Origin of the sequence: Aquella oligotrophica (assembly GCF_002892535.1) — a bacterium.
Taxonomy (GTDB): domain Bacteria; phylum Pseudomonadota; class Gammaproteobacteria; order Burkholderiales; family UBA11063; genus Aquella; species Aquella oligotrophica.
On the sequence record NZ_CP024847.1, the window covers coordinates 2,692,176 to 2,712,163 of the forward strand.

The following is a 19,988-nucleotide window of genomic DNA, read 5'->3' on the forward strand; positions in this document are numbered from 1 at the left end:
TTAATTACTTTCATGAAAGTTCTTTAGTGCCTGACTTATCCATGGAGTCAATGCACTTTCAAATTCGGCAACACTATCTGCCTTATCCTTAAATTTTACCGCTGGCACAGATACGAATGAAGCGCCGACCAATAAACCAGACTGGGTATCGATAGCACGCCCACCGATCTCAAGCACAAGCAAACTATCATCTCCAGACTCAATCGGAATCCGTCCAGTGATTCGTCCCATAACCGAAGTTACCGAAGTAAGCTTCCTTAATTTCCACGTAACAGGATCAACTTCAGCGCCAGCAACGATAATATCTAATGCAGAAACAGATGAACCAGAATTATTCACAACCGTATAGCCATTTTGCTTGATAAAAGCTTTTGTGTAGTCTTGCAAATATTTCTGTCCATTAGCTATTACTTCAGGTGAAATACTATTTTCATCAGGATTACTAACAATTACAGCAGGTCTAACGATTACAGACTTATACTGATGACTCGCAAATTTTGGATTTATATAACGCCATGCCTTGACCCCTGATTCACTTGGATAAGGTTTTAACAAATTATAGCTTTCAAGAAACCCGGGAGACTCGTCATCGGAAGGGGCTTTACTAGTTGATGACATAAATGCACAACTGGCAAGTAAAATTGATGTAGCTAATACCAATACCGCACATTTTTTTGGCATATTAATTTCCCTCCTAGATGGCTGTTTATTAAGTCTTGCGCTGGTAAATCAGACACTAGTATCAGATTTTTTAAATATTTATTTAGAGCATTAAGATATATTAGCCTAAATTATACATTTAAATAGAAGCAAATACCCCCAAATTTGCCTGATTCATACACGAAAATTGATTTAATTTATAAATCAGTATAATATCAGCCCTAATTAGTAGTAAAATTGATACTTATTATATCAATACACACAGGGAAATAAGCATATGATTATAGTTGTAACTGGAGCGGCTGGTTTTATTGGTGCGAACATAGTCAAAGAATTAAATGCCCGCGGGCACTTCGATATTATTGCCGTAGATAATCTGACCAATGGCAATAAAGCCAGAAATCTTGCCGATCTAGACATTCTCGATTATATCGATAAGGAAGACTTTATCCAGTCTATCGTTGCCGGTGAATACGACAATCAGGTTGACTACATTTTTCATCAAGGCGCATGCTCGGCTACAGTAGAAGCTGATGGACGCTATATCATGAAAAATAATTATGAATACTCTTGTCTTTTACTAGAGTATGCCCAAAAAAATGAAGTGCCAATGATTTATGCATCTTCGGCTGCAACATACGGAGCAAGCAGTAAATTTGTCGAAGACCGTGAGAATGAAATTCCATTAAATGTCTATGGCTATTCAAAACTATTATTCGATCAAACCGTGCGCCGCTATTTTGAAGGTGGTTTAAAAGCTCCGGTAGTTGGGTTAAAATATTTTAACGTCTATGGACACCGTGAATTTCACAAAGGTAGAATGGCATCAGTTGTATTACATAACTTCCGTCAATATCAGGAATTTGGCGGGGTTAAGCTTTTCGAAGGTTGTCAGGGCTACGGGAATGGGGAACAATCACGTGATTTTATATCGATTGAAGATGTAGTCAATGTAAACATGCATTTCTTTACCAACCATATCCAAAACCCGCATGAAGTATCTGGAATCTTTAACTGCGGAACTGGGCAGGCACGTAGCTTTAATGATCTGGCAATGGCAACGATTAATGCTTGCCGTAAAGCCGAAGGTAAGCCAGCCATTGATCTCGCTACAGCAGTAACGCAAGGTATTTTGGAATATATTCCATTCCCCGGTGATCTGGCGGGTAAATATCAATGCTTTACCCAAGCAGACAATACGCGCCTGATCAATGACGGGTTATATAAAACACCATTTCTGACGCTGGAACAAGGTGTTGAAAACTATGTAAATCAGCTACTCGCATAACAAATAAACCCGGTATCATACCGGGTTTATTTTTGAGTACTTTTAGCCTTAGCCATAATCTGAGCAATTAAATCTGCCCTTGAGTTTTCCTCTTTAGCAGAATTATCATCTGGCGCTGCCCTAACCTTTTTTAGTAACTGTGTCTGCATAGCAAGGCGTGCATCTCTTGCTTTTTGTTCATTCTCACGGCGGAATTGATGCTGTTCAAAGCGAAACTGTGCACGATTTCTTCGTTCCGTACTCCAGACTTGATCCGGGTCAGGCACTACTTTGATACAATCTACTGGACAAGCAGGAATACACAAATCACAACCAGTACATTCACTAGCAATAACCGTATGCATCATCTTATTTGCCCCAATGATCGCATCAACAGGACAAGCTTTTATACATAAAGTACAACCGATACATGTTTCTTCTTCAATTATTGCTAATCGCCGCGGCTCAATTTTGCCATTCTCTGGATTTAGTGGTTTTACTTCTTTATCCAGCAAATTCGCTAATAAAGTAATTCCCTCATTACCACCGGGCGGGCACTGATTGATATCTGCTTTCTCCTCGGCAATTGCAGTTGCATAATCTCGGCAAGAAGGATAACCACATCTGGTGCACTGAGTTTGCGGCAAAATATCATTAATCTTGGCGGCTAAATCACTCATAACTCACTGCCAGCTGCATATCAACAAATAAGCCGTTAAGGATGCTACAAACCAACTCAAAGTCATCACGACGCTCCAGATGCCAGCTAAGAATTTCTACTGGTTTCATACTTAAATTATCCCACAGCTCAACTTTAATCGTCTCATCAACTGTTTTCAAGCGAACTTCGGGGTTTTTACCATTTTGGCGCATTTGACGTACTTGATTACTAAGGCGCAGCGAGATATGAATTTCCTTACGGTAACGTTCACCCAAATGAGCCGCTTCAGAAAGATTACATAGTGGAAATGGTATTGGGAATATAGTAGCCCCGTCTGTTTTTAAGCTATCAGTAATAAACTGCATTAATTCAAGCCCAAGGGTATCAAATTTGCGTTTATCAAAAGAACCAGTCTCAACTATATCCGCGCCACCAACGATATAACGCAAATATACATTTTCGCCTAAATTTTCAATATCACTAACCGACTTATCAAATAAATCAATCTTAGCATGCGAATGCTGCTGTTTATATAAATATGATGGTTTTAGTCTGACAACATCATCAAGCTGATAAAGTGTGTCAGATACGAAAGGATTCTGATCTTTGCTCAAAATCCCTTTGGCTAGTAATAACTGATTTAAAGCCTCACCATTAAGAATAGTTTTAACCGTAGCTTTGCTACCACTACCAACAACTAGAATTACAGGAATGCTAAAAAATCGGGTTTTACCACTATTAATAGCACATTGCAAAGCATCCCAAATATAATCGGAAATTTCGCGATTCGGAGCCAAATTATAAGCGACACTCAAAAATTCATCCTGCTCACGTTTTAATAAGTCTTCAATCAACGCAACCATCAGTGAACTATCACTATTGTTATCTACCAAGTCGGCCTGTGCCTGACTTATCAGCATATTTGAATCGGGAAAAATATTACTATACTGACGGGGATCACTCAAATTTAACGTCATAAACTAACCTAATAAAATTCTGTTTAAAAATTGATATTGCACGAATCATCAAACATAATTTACAATTAACAACTTTAACTTTCAATAATTACAGATATTTCGTATGCAAAAGCTAACTTCATGGTACCAAAAGCAAACAGACAGTAAAGAATTAAACTATGATCAGGCACAGTATAACCTGATTAAAGAACTAGATAAATTCTTGTCCAATTTTGCGAGCCTCAATTTTATCACGCGACTATTTAGAAATGACCACAAATTAGGATATTATATTTATGGTGGAGTTGGACGCGGTAAATCAATGATAATGAATGCAATGTTTGACCATACCAATACCACCCGAAAAACCCGCAAACACTTTCACGAATTCATGCAGGATATTCATAGCCAGTTAGCAAATTTATCAAACGTCGATGATCCACTTGCCATTATTGCCAAAAAGCTGAAATCTGATTATGATATTATCTATCTAGATGAAATGCATGTTAGTGATATTGCCACTGCCATGATTATGAAACGATTGCTAGAAAGCATATTTGCCAATAAAATCTATATAGTTACTTCGTCAAATTATCACCCCGACGGACTCTGGCCAAATGGGCTAATGCGCGAACGTTTTTTACCCGCGATTGAAGTCCTAAAAGAATGTCTCACTATACGCAGTCTTGATGCCGAACAGGATTATCGCTTATTTAATGATTCGGTAAATCAACTATTTATCATGAACGATACTGAGGCAGTAAATAAACTAGACAAGATTTTCCTGAGAATAAACAATAATAAACAAAGTACCACCGCTGGTAGTATTGAAATCTGTAAGCGCAATATTCGCTATATCAAACAGGGACACGACATCATCTGGTTTGACTTTAATGTTATCTGTGGTGACATGCGTAGCCAGCTAGATTATCTGGAGCTGATAAAAAAATTCCAGTGGTTTATTATCAGTGATATTAGCCTACTAACTACCGACAAAAAAGATGTTGCGCGCCGATTTACTTGGCTTATTGATATCCTTTATGACAGCAACCGTAAACTTGCCATCTCAAGCTCTGTTCCATTTAAAGATATTTATAGTCGCGGTGATTTCGCCAATGAGTTTGAGCGAACCATCAGTAGGCTTGAAGAGATGCAAACGCAAGAATATTTAGAAAAGAACTTGACAGATAAAGCCCCATAACCGTATAATACCGCTCTCTTAGTTAGAAATTATGGTCATTCGGGGCGTAGCGCAGTCTGGTTAGCGCACTTGTTTTGGGAACAAGGGGTCGTGAGTTCGAATCCCACCGCCCCGACCATCTATCAAAATCACCGTATAATTTCGTGGTTGACGAGAGTGATTTTGCGCTCGTAGCTCAACCGGATAGAGCACCGCCCTTCTAAGGCGGGGGTTACAGGTTCGACTCCTGTCGGGCGCGCCATTCAAAGTATAACTATTTTAGCTATCCAATGGTGGATATAGCTCAGTTGGTAGAGCCCCGGATTGTGATTCCGGTTGTCGTCGGTTCGAGCCCGATTATCCACCCCATTCTTACCCAATTATTTTATCTTCATATTAATTACTTCATATATAATAAACATCATCTTTCCAAATAAGCCTTGTATTTTATAGCATCTTTGCAGTGCATCAAAATCATTTACAAATTTATGCAATAATAGTTACCGCACGAAAATAAATCTAAGAGCCTGTTTGCTAAGTCTAATGCAAGCAAGAAATCATGATAAATGCAATAAAAAATTATTAAATTTGAGGCGAATAGTTATTCTATTTAACGAGAATTTTATAAATTTTTAGCCATTTGGTCATATTTCGTAGCTCATTGGGACTTAGTAAACAGGCTCTAATGCATATACAAATGAATTTTAGCTATGGAGTTTTTATGAATAAGCGTACTACATCACCACAAACGGTAGAACTATCACCACTGGATGCCTATATTTCAAATGAAGGTATATCTCATATCCATCAGGATCTGATGCGAAAACTAAGCGTTACTTTTATCAATAAGAGCAAGGAACCGACATCGGTAACTCTAGCAAAGATAAAGTCTTCAACCAGAAAACGAAATCGTAAATCAGAAATACAGTAAAGAATATTAAGCTTTAGTTGAAAGGAAGGAGTTTACAAATGACTTTCAAAATAGCTGGCTCTTTAGTCTTTGAGTTAAAAAGACAAAATACCAACAATCTGGATAGTATCATATTAACCGAAAGGAATATGACCATGCCACTATTCATGACAAAAATAACAAACATCAATACCAATAATGAGGGACTTCTTCAAGCAGAATTTGATATTAAACAACAAAATATGATAATGGATACTGGGCACTATTGCCTAAATCTTATTCCCGATGGAAGTACTTATCGCAAAATATCATTGCTAAGAGAAACTTCACATAACTTCGAACAGGTACTAGATGTTCCAGTCCATTCAATTATCGAAAACAATGAAGATAAAATTATAATAGGTTTTATTGTCAATAAATATAACCAACCCATTAATAGAATACAACATTAACCGAATAGGTGCTATTTCATAATAATGAGATAGCACCTACTTGCAATATCGTTCTAAAATAATCTTAACCCATAATTATCCCATTCTAATTCAAGAAGGCTCCTTATTTAAAGCCGTGGATTATGGAATTTGACTAATTTCAGCTTGTGCAGCATTAGTATTCATAGCTAAAGGATAAGTAAGATCATCCAAAGTAAAAATAGCATTTAATATTGCTGACTGCGTTGCAAATAAAGTGTAATTAATACTATACGTATTAGCTATACTAACTACACCATTTACAGGTGACAATAAGCATTGTTCAGTCATAATTCCATTATTACTATTAGCTGAACACTGAGTGTCTAGCGAATAACTTGCAAAATAATTTTCCATCATAGTTGATAAACTAATAGCAGGGTAACCATTAGCATTAGCAAGAGTATGGGCTACAGTTAAAAATGCCCCGGGCGTACCTTGATTATTTATAGTTATCGTATTGGTTAAGGTAGCAAGATGAACTTCTGCTCTCACCTCAGTTAAAGAAGCAGTATCAGGCAGAACAGTGCTTAAATCAGGCTGTATTGTGAATTGCATTGGAGTTATCGAAGAATAATCAATCACAACAAAGCCAGGAACTGGTAAATTTACAGTATAACTCGATGTTACCAATACTGAAGAAGACCCAAATGCAGCTTGATTATAAGTGCTTAAATTATTTACATAAACAATAGTACATGTATCACTTGGTTCTAAAACTGTATTAGTGGTACATGAGTTGCTACTAATACCCCATGCATATCCCAAATTACCATTCTGAAAACCACTAATAGTAAGAGCATGTGTACCAGTATTGGTATACTGTAAAGAAATAGTTTGATTAGAGGAAGGGATACTACCACTAAAAACTAACGGGTCACTAGATGAACCTGTACCGCTGCTATTACCAGAAGCAGTTACTGATGTCAAAGTCAAGCTCTGCTCATTTGGAGTAACTTGCCACGGAATATTATTACTTTCTTGAGCAGACACAATATTTGAGCCTGTGTAAGTAGCCTGATAATGAGCAATACCATCTTGTTCGGTTGCGCTTGAAACTGGACCTAGTTTTACAATAGCAGAACAACTTTCACTCGCGTCAAGAGAGGCTCCACATGGAACATCACCATTACTAGTGGACATGAATGCAGGATTATCGGCAAGACCAATACTATCAAAAAATGCAGTTTCAGTTCCCACATTACTAATTATTAAATTGCGGGTAACACTTTCAATGTCATTTCCTACTACTGACATTAACGTTACCGGATTTGGTGTAATAACCAAGATAGGCTGTGATGAGGTCGAAGTATAATAAAGAGGCATGACTGTTGAATAGTTTTGTGTAGTACCACCACTAAAATAGCTACCTTGTAAGTAGACATTAATTTGCTTTTCAGCCTCAACGACGTTATCATTTACATTAATCATAAAACTGCAAGTTGCCCCCGAATTCAAGGTTGAACCAGTACAACTATTTCCAGATGGTAACACGTTAGCTACGCCACTTCCACTGTAAGTACTTGAGCTTGGGGTATTTGTGATATCTAGGGGAAGCCCACCAACATTAGTAACGGTAATTGTAACATTCGTACCAATTGATTGAACAAAAGTTACTGGGTTAGCCGATGCAATCATTGATATCATAGCAGAATTCTTGCCATTAAACCAATAAATTGATTGATTACTATTATTATAACCTGTAGCTCCTCCTGTATAATTTACACTAATAGTATTCGTTGAAGAAGTTGGAGTACTCATACTTACACTATAGTGTACGCTACAGCTGTCCCCTGCGGCTAGAGGACCTGAGGCACACTGATTACTGCCAGGTTCAATGGTAATACCGCTAGTAGCAATAATATCTGAAATGTTAGCATCGCTATTACCTATATTAGTTACAAAATATAATGAATGATTCGACTCCTCTGCTGTATTAAGTACTGGCGGTAAGGATGAGATCAAAACCGCACCATTATTAGGCAACGCAGATACATATGCAGTATTCAAAAAACTAGCTGATTTAAGGTTGCCATTTTTGAAGAGCCGAGCTTGCTTGGTAACCGATTGCATTGTAGCCAAAGTTGCATCAACTGTAATTGGGATATTATAACTACTATTAGCATTGTAAACGCTAACTTCTATTGCCTGAACAAAGCCAGATTGAATTTGCTGATTACTGATATTACCATTAGTAATCACGGCTCCATTATTACCAATTTTTAAGGAGCTTATATTATAGATTTGGTTATCACCAGTAGCATAAGCATAAAATACACCGTATCCTTTATTATTAGCAACACTGCTAACTGCAACATTGGAACTAAAGAATACGCCTTCTTTCTGAGTTGCCACCGGAGCAAAATTAATTGATTGGGAGTTTGTCTTTAATTTCCCATCATATTCATATTCAAGCTTAATTAGCCCTGAATATGGCTTTTGTCTGTTTATACCATTAATTGTTAAGGGGCAAGATTGATGTGCCTTAATCGATTTACAATTATTAACTGAATCTGGATCAAGCATAGGTTCATTGTCATTTAAATTGGTAAATGTATCGTATTTAATATTATTAATGGTAACGTCACTATTATTATGTACCCACGTTAAAGTCCGGGTATTACTGGTTCCTAATAATGGAATAGTGCCCATATTATCAACTGATAATTCTTTTATGAATGAATTGGAGGAAGTGTTAGTATTAGTCGCCCCTCCACTTGAGCTCTGACCGCATCCATTAAGCAATAAACTCAACCCTAAGACAAGAAATACTAGGCTTATTTTCTTCCTGATTTTAATTAACATCATATTTAAGTCCTCTAAAATTATTGTACCCATTAGTTATAAACTGTATTAGCCAATATAGCTAAGGTATTACCTGAATTTACATTTGCCCAGGTTTGACCCCCATTTAATGATTTTAAGAGTAAACCATTTTGACCACCAGCAACGCAGATATTTCCAAAACAAGCAATAGTATTGACATCATTAGCTCCACTATATACACCTGTCCAACTGGAACTACCAGAAGCTGGTATCTGATCATTCGCAAGAAGAATACTACCTTGCCGTATAATTAAAAATTTCCCTTGGGCATTAACCGTTGCCCCTTTAAAATCAGCTGTCCCAAAGCCAATTCCACTCCAGGTACTTCCATTTGAAGTCAAACGAATTATGCCTCCATTACCAACCGCGATACACGTATTTGCATTGCTACAGCTTATACCATTAAGCCGATTTCCAGTACCACTGGTTAGCTCAGTAAAAACAAAATTATTGGTATTGGCTGTAATTATTTTTCCATTATATCCAACTGCATAACATTTACTATCAAAGCAACTCGTAGCCGTTAAATTATTTGTGATTGGAGAAGCAATGCTTGACCAGATTCTGCCAAAATTGGAAGATCGACGAATAACTCCCCCATCTCCTACTGCAAGACAGGTATATGTCCCAAATAAACAAGTAACACTATTCAAGTTATTAGTTGTTAAGGAATTCGCACTCTGCCAGCTAATGCCATTATCACTAGAATAAACTACATTACCTGAAGCACCAACCAATACACAGTTAATCGCATCCCTGCAACTAGCCGAACTAAGACTATCTGCGCCATAGTTTATTTGACTCCACGTTGCCCCTGAATTATTTGAAGTATAAATTACTCCGCTATCACCAACTATCAAACAACGATCACCAATACAACTAATCGCATTTAGATTATTACTACCTAATGCAGTCCGTGTTTCCCATTCACTACCATCAGTTGTAATAGTCCTTGCAAGACCACCATTATTTCCTACACTAATACAAGCATTGCTAGCACAACTAACGGCATTGTAACGAACATTTCCAACTCCTACTCCACTCCAATTTACCCCTCCAGCCTGTCCAATATTACTGGCATTGCTAGTTCGTCGAATTGTTCCACTCCCACCAACGGCAAAACAAATATTTTCATCTTTACAGGCAACACCCCATAAACTTACGAAAATAGAAGCTCCAGTACCAGAACTACCCCAAGTATTTCCCTGACTATTAAAAGATATTCTAGTTATGGTCGAATTATTAATGATATAAATCCATGTTCGCCCAAATGAACTTACCGCACTTCCTGGATTATTATTAGATTCAGTCCAAGTTACACCATTATTGGTGGAACGAAGACTTATGGAGGAACTACTACCTACTACCGTCCCAACTAAAATACAGATTCCTGACTCATCACAGTGAACAGCATTCGGAACCAGACCATTAAGCCCACTGGAGTTAAGCCTCCTCACAATATTCCAATTTTTGCCACCATCAATAGATCGTAATATACCTTTATCAACAGTGCCTTCAGAACCATAAACAGCAATACAAACTGTTCCATTACAGGATACGCTATTTATAGGGGCTCTAATCCCAGCAGAAACCTGTGTCCAAGATTCACCATAATTCTCACTGTATAAAATCACACCATCATCTCCCACTGCAACTGCATTACCAGAACTGCTGAGAGAAACTCCTAATAGCTTAGTTTTGGCAGCCAGTAATGGCTGAATATAATCACTTTCAACATCAAGACGACTTACACTACCCCCCTCTGCAACTAAGACAGCGGATGGTCTAGTTATCCAGTACCTAACTCCGATTACGCGGCTATAAACTTGGTTATTAGAATAATTACCTGTAGCTCTTATAACCAAACTTTGTTCCGCTATATCACCAATTTGGCTACTAAATACAGCTTGAAAACTACAACTTTGACCGACCGCAAGAGTCGTACATACTCCAGCAGGAATATTCACTACTGCACTGCCAGTATTATTTTCTACGGTATAAGTTAGATTAGTTAATTTGTATCCACCAAGATTTATCAGCGTTACACTTTCTGTATAAGTACTACTGCGTGGAAAAATAATCAAGCTAACGCTTTCTTGCATAGCAAGTAAAGCACTACCACTCGAATTAAACCAATTAATTGTTGTTTGATTTTGTTGATTACCCCCATAATCGATGGTAATTATTCCATTACCAGAGTTAGTATCTGGCACAGTGTAATAAATAATACAAGTATCACCAGACGGTAGTTCTTGATTATTGCCACAAGCATTACTACCCGTCGTAAGATTAATCCCATCTGTGGACGTAATATGCATTGTGAGGCTAGTGTCTCCTACATTTTGAACTGGAAAACTACCATTATTGCCTAAAGCGGTATTCAGTATCTCCGGAGTGCCTGTTACTATTAAACCACCAAATACCGGCGTAGATCGTAATGCTGATTTAACTATTTGACTTCCTGTTAGTTCATTTTCAATAGTTGCTTCAAGCTCTGCATTAACCACCGAACTATTTGCTGTTATTTTTACTTCTAATGATTTGATTTGATAAGAGGCTAAATAATCTATCTTATCAATAACTGAAACATTTGGATTTGAGCTACGTATATCCAGAATATGATTTAAATTGCTATTAGAATTATTGTAGATAAAAGTGGTTAAATATGTTCCAGCTGCATCTTTACCCTGATAAGCTATATTGTCGTCCGAGAAATAGACCCCCTGATCTGGTTTAACTTGTTTAAAATTGATAATCCGTGATTGTCTCAAAGATAAACCATTAACTTGATAATCTGCATTTATTTGCAAAGAACCTGACTGTTGATTTGGTGCATCAAATAAAAATGAGGGTTGAGTGACTTCGAGCCCACAACGTGACTTAGCTGGAATATGAGCACATGAAGTAAGTGATGCTTTACTAATGATTGGCATGCCGCCACTATTTTGAGTATTTTTATTGATGGTGTAAATAATATTGTTAATATCATCATCGGTATTATTATGAACATAGATTGTCACTGTAGTTGATAGATCATTAATTAATGGGATAGTAGAGACGTAATCAATTGTTAATTGCGACAAATTGCTTGCTGAAGCATGGTTCGTGATGCTTGAATTATCACTTCCATTATTACATGCGCTAAGCAATAAAAATAATAGAAATATAATAAAGTTTTTCAATTTCTTGCTTCCCATTAAAAATTGATTGATCAAAAATAAGACATTGTTAACACAATATAGTTAAAGCACCATTTAATTTTGTAATGATCGAATACTGAAAAAACTTTCTCAATAGACTCAATATGAAAGATTTGATTGAACGCTATTCTACATGAAGAGTAGAAAAATAAAAACCGTCCAAAAATGACGGGAATGAGTAATCACAGTTTAATTGTAGATTTTAATAATTAACCGACTCTTGCTTCATTAATGTACTATTAGTTTTCTATCTGAGACATAACATCTACCTTTCAAATAGCCTGAATAACTATGCTATAATTAATCTTCCATAAGAAAAACCAACAAGCAAACATGAAAAATATAAATGATGATCTTATAGCCCTAAAACAAGAAATTAACTCTACCATAAGACCGATTAAACTTATTGCAGTAAGTAAAACACACTCTGAAGCAGCAATACTGGAAGCAATTAATGCGGGACAACAAGACTTTGGTGAAAACTATGCTCAAGAAATGAGTAGTAAGGCTATAAACCTGGAGAACCACTCGATTAGTTGGCATTTTATTGGAACTATCCAGAGCAATAAAACAAAACTTATAGCCAAACATGCCAGCTGGGTTCATACACTAACTACACCTCAGCACGCCAAACGACTTAATGATCAACGAGCAGAGGACTCTCCACCACTAAATATCCTGATTGAAGTTAATATTAGTAATGAAGAAAGTAAGGGTGGATTAAAAAGCTATGCTGAAATTTATGAATTAGCAAAGGTGGTCACTGATTTACCCAGATTAAAATTAAAAGGACTGATGGGTATGCCAAGTAATACTAAGGATGAGCAGCTGCTTAAGCAACAATTTAATCTACTTTCTCAATATCTTTATCAGCTTAACCAGAATGGATTTGAATTAGAGCACCTCTCAATGGGCATGTCGAATGACTATAAGATCGCAATTGAGTGTGGTTCAACCATGATAAGAATTGGTAGTAAAATTTTTGGAGAACGTAACTATGACAAATAAACTTGTTTTCTTTGGTGGTGGTAATATGGCTGAGGCTATATTTAGCAAACTAAAAAATAACCCGGCATTTAAAATTGAGATAATTCAAAATAATAATGAACGAGCACAAGAACTTTCTCATAACTACCCAGAGTTCCAGATCTGGCAAACCCTGGATAGCACCTTAGATAAAAATGATATTTTAATTATCGCTGTCAAACCACAGCATGCCAAGGAAGCCATCAATGCAATTAAAGAGAAAATAAAGGATTGCATAATCATTTCAGTAATGGCAGGAATCCCTAGTCAAACTATCATAAACTGGACAGGAAATGAACGAGTAATCAGAACCATGCCAAATACTCCCGCAAGTCTTGGTTTGGGAGCAACGGCAATATATTGCCCAGAGCTAGTTACTGATCAGGAAAAAGCAATTATTTATAGCATTTTTGAAGCAATAGGAATAATTTATCCGGCAAAAGATGAAAGCTTTGTGGATAAAGTATTGCCAGTAACTAGTAGCACAGTGGCTTTTATTTATTACTTTATCGAAGGTTTCATAAATCATGCAGTTGAAAAATATGGCTTTACTGCGACTGATGCCAGAAATCTTGTGAACCAAACGGTCATGGGCAGCAGCGCGATGATTACTAGTAATCCAAATATTGCCATCGAAGAATTACGTGCAAGAGTTACCTCGAAAAAAGGTACTACAGAACAGGGAATACTAACATTTGAAACGAATGGATTACATGACATAATTGCACAAGCAATGGATAATTGCTATAACCGAGCACTTGAAATGGCAAAAGAATTTAATTAAAACTTAGGTTTTAGCAATCTTAAAGTGGGGAAGTATGTTACACCCCACTTCCAAGCATCTCGCGAGCGTGCTGCAACGTAGTTTCAGTAATGTTTAATCCGCCAAGCATGCGTGCTATTTCACCAATTCTTGACTCATCAGAAACATATTCTATTCTAGAAAAACTAGTTTTCTTAGCTGCTTCCTTACTAACGCGAAGATGATAATTACCACAGCAAGCAGTCTGAGGCTGATGAGTAATGCAGATCACTTGCTTCGATTTACCAAGTTCAGCAAGTAAAGTTCCAACTACTTCGGCAACGCCACCACCAATCCCAACGTCAATTTCATCAAAAACGATTACTTCGGGCGGATTATTAATACTCAAAATAACATATAAAGCTAAAGTAACCCGGGATAATTCACCACCGGATGCAACCTTATTCAATGGCTGTAATGGCATACCTTTATTAAAACATACCTGATATTGAATATCATCTAGACCAAAGCTAGACATTAATTCTAATTTAGTTAGATTAACCTTAAATTCGCCATTAATCGCAAGTTTATTTAATAATTGGCTAACTTCTTTACCTAGTTTATTTGCAGTTTTAATCCTAGATTCAGAAATTTCTATAGCAAGTTGCATATAGCTGGCAGTTTTTTGTTCAAGCTCTTGTAAAAGCTTATCTAAATCACTTTCGGCAGATAAATTATCTAAATCTTGCTGCCAAATCTGTTGATGTTCTTGAATTTCTTCGGGACGTATCCGATATTTACGAGCCAGACTATAAATTTCATCTATCCGTGCATCAACTATTGCTAGTTGCTCAGGATCCTGCTCGATTTTATTTGCAACGAGCTGTAATTCATGCTCAAGTTCAGCTACTTCTGATTCCATACTGCTAATTAATTGACTAATTTGCTGGCTATTTGGCAGATAATCATTAATTTTCGCTAAGCGATTATCCAATGTTCCAAGTATATCGGCTATTGAATTTTGCTCTCCAGATACCAGATTTACTGCAAAGTCTAACTCCTGCAATAAAAAACCAGCATTGGCTAGCTGCTTCTGCCTAATCTGTAACTCATCCCATTCACCCTCAGCAAGATCAAGTTCTTTCAGGTCATTCAGTTTTTCAGTTAATATTTCCTGCCTGATTAGTATATCTTGGCTAAATTGACGTGCTTTCTCGATTTTTTGTTTTACATTATTAATATCACTAAATACTTTTGCCAAATTGGTGACTTTATCAGTAACACCAGCAAATTCATCAAGTAGCTTACGCTGATTTTCAGGCTTTAAAAGCGCAATTGAAGCATGCTGAGTATGAATATCAAGTAACATCTCACCAAGCTCTTTTAATATGCTCAAATTAACCGGAATGCTATTTATAAAGGATTTGGAACGTCCATTGGCATCAATTACGCGTCTACAAATAACTATATTTTGTTGATTATCATCAATAAATTCACGCTCAGCTAGCCAGCTAAGAATCAGCTCGCTATCAACCTGAAATGTGGCAGTAAATGAAGCCTGCTTCTGTCCAGAACGGATCATTTCAGCACTAGCTTTAGCACCAAAAATCAGCATTAGCGCATCAATCGAAATCGATTTACCACTACCAGTTTCTCCGGTAATAACCGTTAAGCCAGAATAAAAATCAATATCCAACTCATCAATTAAAAGATAATCTTTTACCTGCAAACTTGTTAGCATTCTTACCTCAACATCTATCAGGAAACTCGTTTTGACCAGTCAAGCTTGGTACGTAAAGTATGATAATAGTTATATCCTACCGGGTGTAATAATTTCAATGGGCGTTTTGCCTTACTTATTACAATTTTATCGAGATATTGCAAGTCTGTATATTCCTGACCATCATAATGAATAATAGTCGGAGTATCTTTGACAATAATCAACTCAATAACAACATCATCACTAAGAACAATCGGACGATTTGACATTGACTGTGGACAGATTGGAACTATTGAAAAAACCTTTGAGTTAGGGTGAAGGATAGGTCCTCCAGCGGCTAAAGAATAAGCCGTTGAACCCGTTGGAGTTGAAAAAATCACTCCATCAGATTTTTGTGAATGGACAAACTCGGTATCAACACTCATTTCAAATTCAATCATACTACCAATTTCGCCACGAGAAATAACAATATCATTAAGTGCCAAAGACTGATAAACAAATTTACCTTCGCGTAGAACTTGAGCAGACAATAGGGTTCGTTCTTCTTGACGATACTTACGTTCGACCAGAATATCACTAACCGCCTGAATCATATCTTCAATAGCAATATCAGTCATAAAACCAAGACGCCCCTGATTGATTCCCACGATTGGGATATTATAATTAACAATCTCACGTCCAGCAGAGAGCATAGTTCCATCACCACCAATAATTATTACTAAATCAATAATATCAAGCCATTGCTGTAAATCACCACATTTATATCCACTACAGTCTAATTCACCAGAAACACTGGAATCAATATAAGCTTTACAGCCGATGCTTTGCAGAAATCTTGCCAGCATTGTAACTTGTTCTACTAGATACTCAGAATTTCGCCGACCAATTATGGCAACATTTGTAAAATTTGTCATTAACTTCCATAACTATGCATTAACAATGCATTCAAAAACCACACTCAAACAGATCCATCATCCTAGGTTGTGTTGCCAAGCTTCTTGCTTACTAGTTACAATTAGGATTCAAAAATTACGATTGCACTACTAAGACTTCGCTCATCACTCAAGCTCAGATGACAGCGCAATATCCCTCTCGTTAAAAGCCACTCATCTAGTATTTTAGCTAGTTTAAAAAAGGGTTTCCCTAGTTCATCATTAAGAATACTAATATTTGAAAGTAGTACTGGCTCACGTAATCCTGTACCGCAAGCTTTGGCAAATGCTTCTTTAGCAGCAAACCGCTTGGCAACAAATTTTATCTTGTCACTCCGTTTTTCAAGAAGCTCCAGCTCTAGCGGTGTAAGTATCCGACTCAAACTACGATTACCATATCGCGAGAGCATATGTTCAATCCGTCGGTTCTCAACAATATCATGCCCAATTGCGTAAATCATGTAAACAAGAAAGAAACCATACGAATTAATATATATGCAACCAGAAGGATGGTAGAAATATCAATAAATAACCATACCAATGGACGATTAAGCCGTTCAGCAAATGTCCTTGAGATCAGTGTCAAGCCAAATAACCAGATAAAATCACCCAGAATAGCTCCAGCAATAAACGCAAAATTAAAAATACCATGATAATTAGTTGATGCACCACCAATCACGATAAGTGTATCAATTGCCACCAATGGGTTTAGCCACGTTAATGCCAAGGCTCGTAAAATGGCAGACTTCTTATCAAGAATTTCGTGGCTAAATTTAACATCATGAGGCTTATTTAAGCCCCGGATTTTAACCCAAAGATAGTAGCCAAGAAAGCCTATCCCAACTACATTAATAAGTAAAAGTACAACTTTTGATTCTGTGAATTTTAACCCCAAGCACCCGATTAGAATCAGGACCGTATCGGCAAAAAAACAGGTCGTAGCAACGGCATATTCATGATTGCGCCTTATCGCATGAGTCATGGTATTAAGATTTTGTGGACCAATTCCGGCTATTACCGCCAAAACAAAAAGAGTTCCACCAAAAAGAGTTGTAAAAAACTGTAGCATGATTATCTAGCCTCCTCAATTAGCCGTTTCATATCACTGACTGCTTTTCCCAGCCCATGAAAAATACTTTGGGCAATTATAGCATGTCCAATATTCAATTCATGAATTTGGGGAATCGCTGCAACTGATTTTACATTATGATAATGTAAGCCATGACCAGCATTGACCACTAATCCAAGATTTGCTGCAAACTCACTCATGATTGCTATTTTCTGTAATTCTTGATTAGCCAGAACTGAATTATCAGCATCAGCGTATTTTCCAGTATGTATTTCAATCGAATAGCAACCAGTCTGTTTTGCCGCAATAATCTGCTGCTGGTCAGCATCAATAAAAAGTGATACTAAAATACCCTGTTGCTGCAATAACTGCACCATCTGCGAAACAGGGGCGAAATTACTGACTACATCAAGCCCACCCTCTGTTGTTACTTCCTGACGCTTTTCAGGAACTAGGCAAGCAAAATGTGGCTTTACTTGCAGAGCAATTTCGAGCATCTCTCGGGTAACTGCCATCTCTAAATTCATTTCAGTTTTGAGACAGTTTCTAAGAATATACACATCCTGATCTTTGATATGCCTGCGATCTTCACGTAAGTGTAATGTTATTAGATCTGCACCATTAGTTTCTGCAACTAGAGCTGCCTCAATTACACTGGGATAAATTGTACCTCTCGCATTTCTTAATGTTGCGACATGATCTATATTAATTCCAAGCCTTGGCATGATATCTATTTCCCCATATGAACTAAATACTAATTATTATAATAGATAAAAGCATTCTCAGGTTAAATGATATTAACTCCAGAATGAAAAGAAATATAGTGATAAAACTTTATATAGTCAATACTACCCAAAAAAACTGGAGAAAAGCCCCCTATTTCTGATGGTTATTATATCTAGTAAAAGTATCTTTTGACATAAACCAGAGACTAATTAATGAAACATAGCTAAAAAAGATAATATACATTGATGGCATATAAAGACTATGTGTTTTCTGAATCAGAAAACCGATTATATACTGCGAAAACCCAAACATTATCCCAAAACTGGTATTATAAACCAAACTAACTCCAGCATAACGTAAATGAGTTGGAAAGCTTGTAATCATCATTACTGGTAATTTGGCAACAAAAAACCCAAACATAAAACAACAAAAATCACTTAATAGTAGCACCTCATAAAAATCATGCGTAATATAAGAATGAAATACAAAAACTAGAAGAGCTTTAAAAATAAACCCAGAAGAAATATAAAAATTCTTATTTATATATTCATGGAAAAAGACCGCAACTATCATCCCGAACAAATATGAAACAACAACTGAAATACCAAAAATTCTGGTTTCAGTCCAAGTATAATGAAAGTACTGGGTAAGAAAATCAGGCATTATATAGAAAAATACTGCTGCACCACTAGTTAAGAATGTGGCAAAACAAAAAAGACGAATAATTTCCCACTTATGTCCATTAATTACATCCCGAATGGAATGAAATCCACCTAAAGTGGTTTGCTGTGGTGCTTTAGAGTTGATAAAGTAACTTTTGGTAAAAATAAAAAGTAACAAACAAATGGCTGAAACTGCGAACATAATATACCGCCAATTATGTTCATCCAGAAAGATATACATAAAATCAGCACTTAACATTGCCAGCAAGAAGCCACAACCTGTTGCCATATTAGCCAGATTGGTAGCAAATAATCTACTATGCGGCTCACTCTGCTCATAGCAATATAAAATCGCCTCGGGAATAACCGCGCCAATAACAATGCCCTGACACATCCGAATAAAAAGTAAAAGAATCGGTGCCCAAAATCCAAAATATATCGCATTGGGTAGGCAAGCAATAATCATGCTGGAAATAGCCATTACCAGAGAAGAAAAATTAAAAATCCGGTAGCGAATTGGGGAGTCACCAATAGAACTAAATAAAATACCGCCAAGGGGTCTCGAAAGTCCAGCAAGGCACAGTACAGATATTGTAAACAATTGGTGCCCCAAAACAGATACTTTTGGTAATAAATCAGCACTAATGGTTTTGGAAAATAAAATAAAAGTGGTAAATAAAAAATACTCACAGAGTATTCCAGATAGAACTAACAACAAACGTTTATTTAATAAAACCGTAAATTGAGGATGCATTTATTTACCCAAAGAAATATCGAATATTATATCAATATTACTAACTAGTTCTGAAACAAAATATAAATCAAAGAAGACTACAACTAACACGAATATTAAATATAACCGCCAAATAATCCAAAAGCAGTTTTATCATATCAATCCCATATGGTATAATTAAATGACTGCTGTTAGCTAAAAGTACATAATAAGAATTATATACAATCAACATTAACTTTTATAGTTAA

At 36.6% G+C, this 19,988-nt stretch carries 17 protein-coding genes and 3 tRNA genes; 9 read left to right on the forward strand and 11 right to left on the reverse strand.

Annotated elements, in window-relative coordinates:
- Positions 1-681 (reverse strand): DUF3313 family protein, encoded by a 681-nt coding sequence (locus CUN60_RS12300; RefSeq protein ID WP_102952326.1) that lies wholly within the window; start codon positions 679-681, stop codon positions 1-3.
- 256 nt (positions 682-937) lie between these two features.
- Here CUN60_RS12300 and rfaD point away from each other — a divergent pair, with 256 nt between their 5' ends.
- Positions 938-1,948: an ADP-glyceromanno-heptose 6-epimerase gene (rfaD, locus tag CUN60_RS12305; RefSeq protein WP_102952327.1), complete on the forward strand. Its 1,011-nt coding sequence runs from the start codon at positions 938-940 to the stop codon at positions 1,946-1,948.
- 26 nt (positions 1,949-1,974) lie between these two features.
- On the opposite strand, the gene CUN60_RS12310 is transcribed toward rfaD, so the two are convergent.
- Both CUN60_RS12310 and CUN60_RS12315 read right to left on the reverse strand, forming a co-directional pair.
- Positions 1,975-2,607: an RnfABCDGE type electron transport complex subunit B gene (locus tag CUN60_RS12310; protein WP_102952328.1), complete on the reverse strand. Its 633-nt coding sequence runs from the start codon at positions 2,605-2,607 to the stop codon at positions 1,975-1,977.
- A complete protein-coding gene (locus CUN60_RS12315) occupies positions 2,600-3,565 on the reverse strand; it encodes a hypothetical protein (RefSeq protein ID WP_102952329.1) in 966 nt (321 codons plus the stop codon). Before CUN60_RS12315 ends, CUN60_RS12310 begins: the two co-directional genes overlap by 8 nt.
- Before the next feature lie 103 nt (positions 3,566-3,668).
- Between CUN60_RS12315 and zapE the strand changes: the two genes are divergently transcribed.
- From zapE to CUN60_RS12345, 6 genes are all read left to right on the forward strand, one after another.
- Positions 3,669-4,745: a cell division protein ZapE gene (zapE, locus tag CUN60_RS12320; protein WP_102952330.1), complete on the forward strand. Its 1,077-nt coding sequence runs from the start codon at positions 3,669-3,671 to the stop codon at positions 4,743-4,745.
- A 40-nt stretch (positions 4,746-4,785) separates the two neighbouring features.
- Positions 4,786-4,863: transfer RNA gene (locus tag CUN60_RS12325), tRNA-Pro, on the forward strand.
- A 46-nt stretch (positions 4,864-4,909) separates the two neighbouring features.
- Positions 4,910-4,986 (forward strand) — tRNA-Arg (locus CUN60_RS12330).
- A 31-nt stretch (positions 4,987-5,017) separates the two neighbouring features.
- Positions 5,018-5,093: transfer RNA gene (locus CUN60_RS12335), tRNA-His, on the forward strand.
- A gap of 352 nt (positions 5,094-5,445) precedes the next feature.
- A complete protein-coding gene (locus CUN60_RS12340; protein ID WP_102952331.1) occupies positions 5,446-5,655 on the forward strand; it encodes a hypothetical protein in 210 nt (69 codons plus the stop codon).
- A 38-nt stretch (positions 5,656-5,693) separates the two neighbouring features.
- Complete coding sequence (locus CUN60_RS12345) at positions 5,694-6,086, forward strand: hypothetical protein (protein WP_102952332.1); 393 nt, start codon at positions 5,694-5,696, stop codon at positions 6,084-6,086.
- A 120-nt stretch (positions 6,087-6,206) separates the two neighbouring features.
- Here the strand turns inward: CUN60_RS12345 and CUN60_RS12350 are convergent, their stop codons facing one another.
- Both CUN60_RS12350 and CUN60_RS12355 read right to left on the reverse strand, forming a co-directional pair.
- On the reverse strand, positions 6,207-8,912 hold the full coding sequence (locus CUN60_RS12350; protein ID WP_102952333.1) for a hypothetical protein: 2,706 nt from the start codon (positions 8,910-8,912) through the stop codon (positions 6,207-6,209).
- Between the two features lie 29 nt (positions 8,913-8,941).
- Entirely contained in the window at positions 8,942-12,112 is a 3,171-nt protein-coding gene (locus CUN60_RS12355; protein ID WP_102952334.1) for a beta propeller repeat protein, read from the reverse strand.
- Between the two features lie 321 nt (positions 12,113-12,433).
- Between CUN60_RS12355 and CUN60_RS12360 the strand changes: the two genes are divergently transcribed.
- Complete coding sequence (locus tag CUN60_RS12360; protein WP_279639069.1) at positions 12,434-13,138, forward strand: YggS family pyridoxal phosphate-dependent enzyme; 705 nt, start codon at positions 12,434-12,436, stop codon at positions 13,136-13,138.
- The gene (locus tag CUN60_RS12365) at positions 13,128-13,940 is read left to right on the forward strand and encodes a pyrroline-5-carboxylate reductase family protein (protein ID WP_102952336.1); all 813 of its coding nucleotides are present in this window, start codon (positions 13,128-13,130) and stop codon (positions 13,938-13,940) included. The genes CUN60_RS12360 and CUN60_RS12365 overlap by 11 nt, the downstream gene beginning before the upstream one ends.
- A 37-nt stretch (positions 13,941-13,977) precedes the next feature.
- On the opposite strand, the gene recN is transcribed toward CUN60_RS12365, so the two are convergent.
- The 6 genes from recN to CUN60_RS12395 form a co-directional block, all read right to left on the reverse strand.
- Positions 13,978-15,639 carry a DNA repair protein RecN gene (recN, locus tag CUN60_RS12370; protein ID WP_102952337.1) on the reverse strand — a complete coding sequence of 554 codons (1,662 nt, stop codon included), beginning with the start codon at positions 15,637-15,639 and terminating at the stop codon, positions 13,978-13,980.
- A 17-nt stretch (positions 15,640-15,656) separates the two neighbouring features.
- Entirely contained in the window at positions 15,657-16,532 is an 876-nt protein-coding gene (locus CUN60_RS12375; RefSeq protein ID WP_102952338.1) for an NAD(+)/NADH kinase, read from the reverse strand.
- Positions 16,533-16,633: 101 nt separating this feature from the next.
- Positions 16,634-17,011 (reverse strand): holo-ACP synthase, encoded by a 378-nt coding sequence (gene acpS / locus CUN60_RS12380; RefSeq protein WP_102952339.1) that lies wholly within the window; start codon positions 17,009-17,011, stop codon positions 16,634-16,636.
- Positions 17,008-17,619 carry a LysE/ArgO family amino acid transporter gene (locus CUN60_RS12385; protein ID WP_102952340.1) on the reverse strand — a complete coding sequence of 204 codons (612 nt, stop codon included), beginning with the start codon at positions 17,617-17,619 and terminating at the stop codon, positions 17,008-17,010. Before CUN60_RS12385 ends, acpS begins: the two co-directional genes overlap by 4 nt.
- Positions 17,620-17,621: 2 nt before the next feature.
- Complete coding sequence (pdxJ, locus tag CUN60_RS12390) at positions 17,622-18,344, reverse strand: pyridoxine 5'-phosphate synthase (RefSeq protein ID WP_102952341.1); 723 nt, start codon at positions 18,342-18,344, stop codon at positions 17,622-17,624.
- Between the two features lie 151 nt (positions 18,345-18,495).
- Positions 18,496-19,761: an MFS transporter gene (locus CUN60_RS12395; protein ID WP_102952342.1), complete on the reverse strand. Its 1,266-nt coding sequence runs from the start codon at positions 19,759-19,761 to the stop codon at positions 18,496-18,498.
- Positions 19,762-19,988 lie beyond the last annotated feature (227 nt).

What these genes read in the sequence shown, in the direction of transcription:
- rfaD (WP_102952327.1), top strand. Translation starts at nt 938, where the DNA reads ATGATTATAGTTGTAACTGGAGCGGCTGGTTTTATTGGTGCGAACATA.
- CUN60_RS12385 (WP_102952340.1), bottom strand. Translation starts at nt 17,619, where the DNA reads ATGCTACAGTTTTTTACAACTCTTTTTGGTGGAACTCTTTTTGTTTTG.
- CUN60_RS12310 (WP_102952328.1), bottom strand. Translation starts at nt 2,607, where the DNA reads ATGAGTGATTTAGCCGCCAAGATTAATGATATTTTGCCGCAAACTCAG.
- CUN60_RS12345 (WP_102952332.1), top strand. Translation starts at nt 5,694, where the DNA reads ATGACTTTCAAAATAGCTGGCTCTTTAGTCTTTGAGTTAAAAAGACAA.
- CUN60_RS12365 (WP_102952336.1), top strand. Translation starts at nt 13,128, where the DNA reads ATGACAAATAAACTTGTTTTCTTTGGTGGTGGTAATATGGCTGAGGCT.
- CUN60_RS12395 (WP_102952342.1), bottom strand. Translation starts at nt 19,761, where the DNA reads ATGCATCCTCAATTTACGGTTTTATTAAATAAACGTTTGTTGTTAGTT.
- recN (WP_102952337.1), bottom strand. Translation starts at nt 15,639, where the DNA reads ATGCTAACAAGTTTGCAGGTAAAAGATTATCTTTTAATTGATGAGTTG.
- CUN60_RS12375 (WP_102952338.1), bottom strand. Translation starts at nt 16,532, where the DNA reads ATGACAAATTTTACAAATGTTGCCATAATTGGTCGGCGAAATTCTGAG.
- pdxJ (WP_102952341.1), bottom strand. Translation starts at nt 18,344, where the DNA reads ATGCCAAGGCTTGGAATTAATATAGATCATGTCGCAACATTAAGAAAT.
- CUN60_RS12315 (WP_102952329.1), bottom strand. Translation starts at nt 3,565, where the DNA reads ATGACGTTAAATTTGAGTGATCCCCGTCAGTATAGTAATATTTTTCCC.
- acpS (WP_102952339.1), bottom strand. Translation starts at nt 17,011, where the DNA reads ATGATTTACGCAATTGGGCATGATATTGTTGAGAACCGACGGATTGAA.
- CUN60_RS12350 (WP_102952333.1), bottom strand. Translation starts at nt 8,912, where the DNA reads ATGATGTTAATTAAAATCAGGAAGAAAATAAGCCTAGTATTTCTTGTC.
- zapE (WP_102952330.1), top strand. Translation starts at nt 3,669, where the DNA reads ATGCAAAAGCTAACTTCATGGTACCAAAAGCAAACAGACAGTAAAGAA.
- CUN60_RS12340 (WP_102952331.1), top strand. Translation starts at nt 5,446, where the DNA reads ATGAATAAGCGTACTACATCACCACAAACGGTAGAACTATCACCACTG.
- CUN60_RS12300 (WP_102952326.1), bottom strand. Translation starts at nt 681, where the DNA reads ATGCCAAAAAAATGTGCGGTATTGGTATTAGCTACATCAATTTTACTT.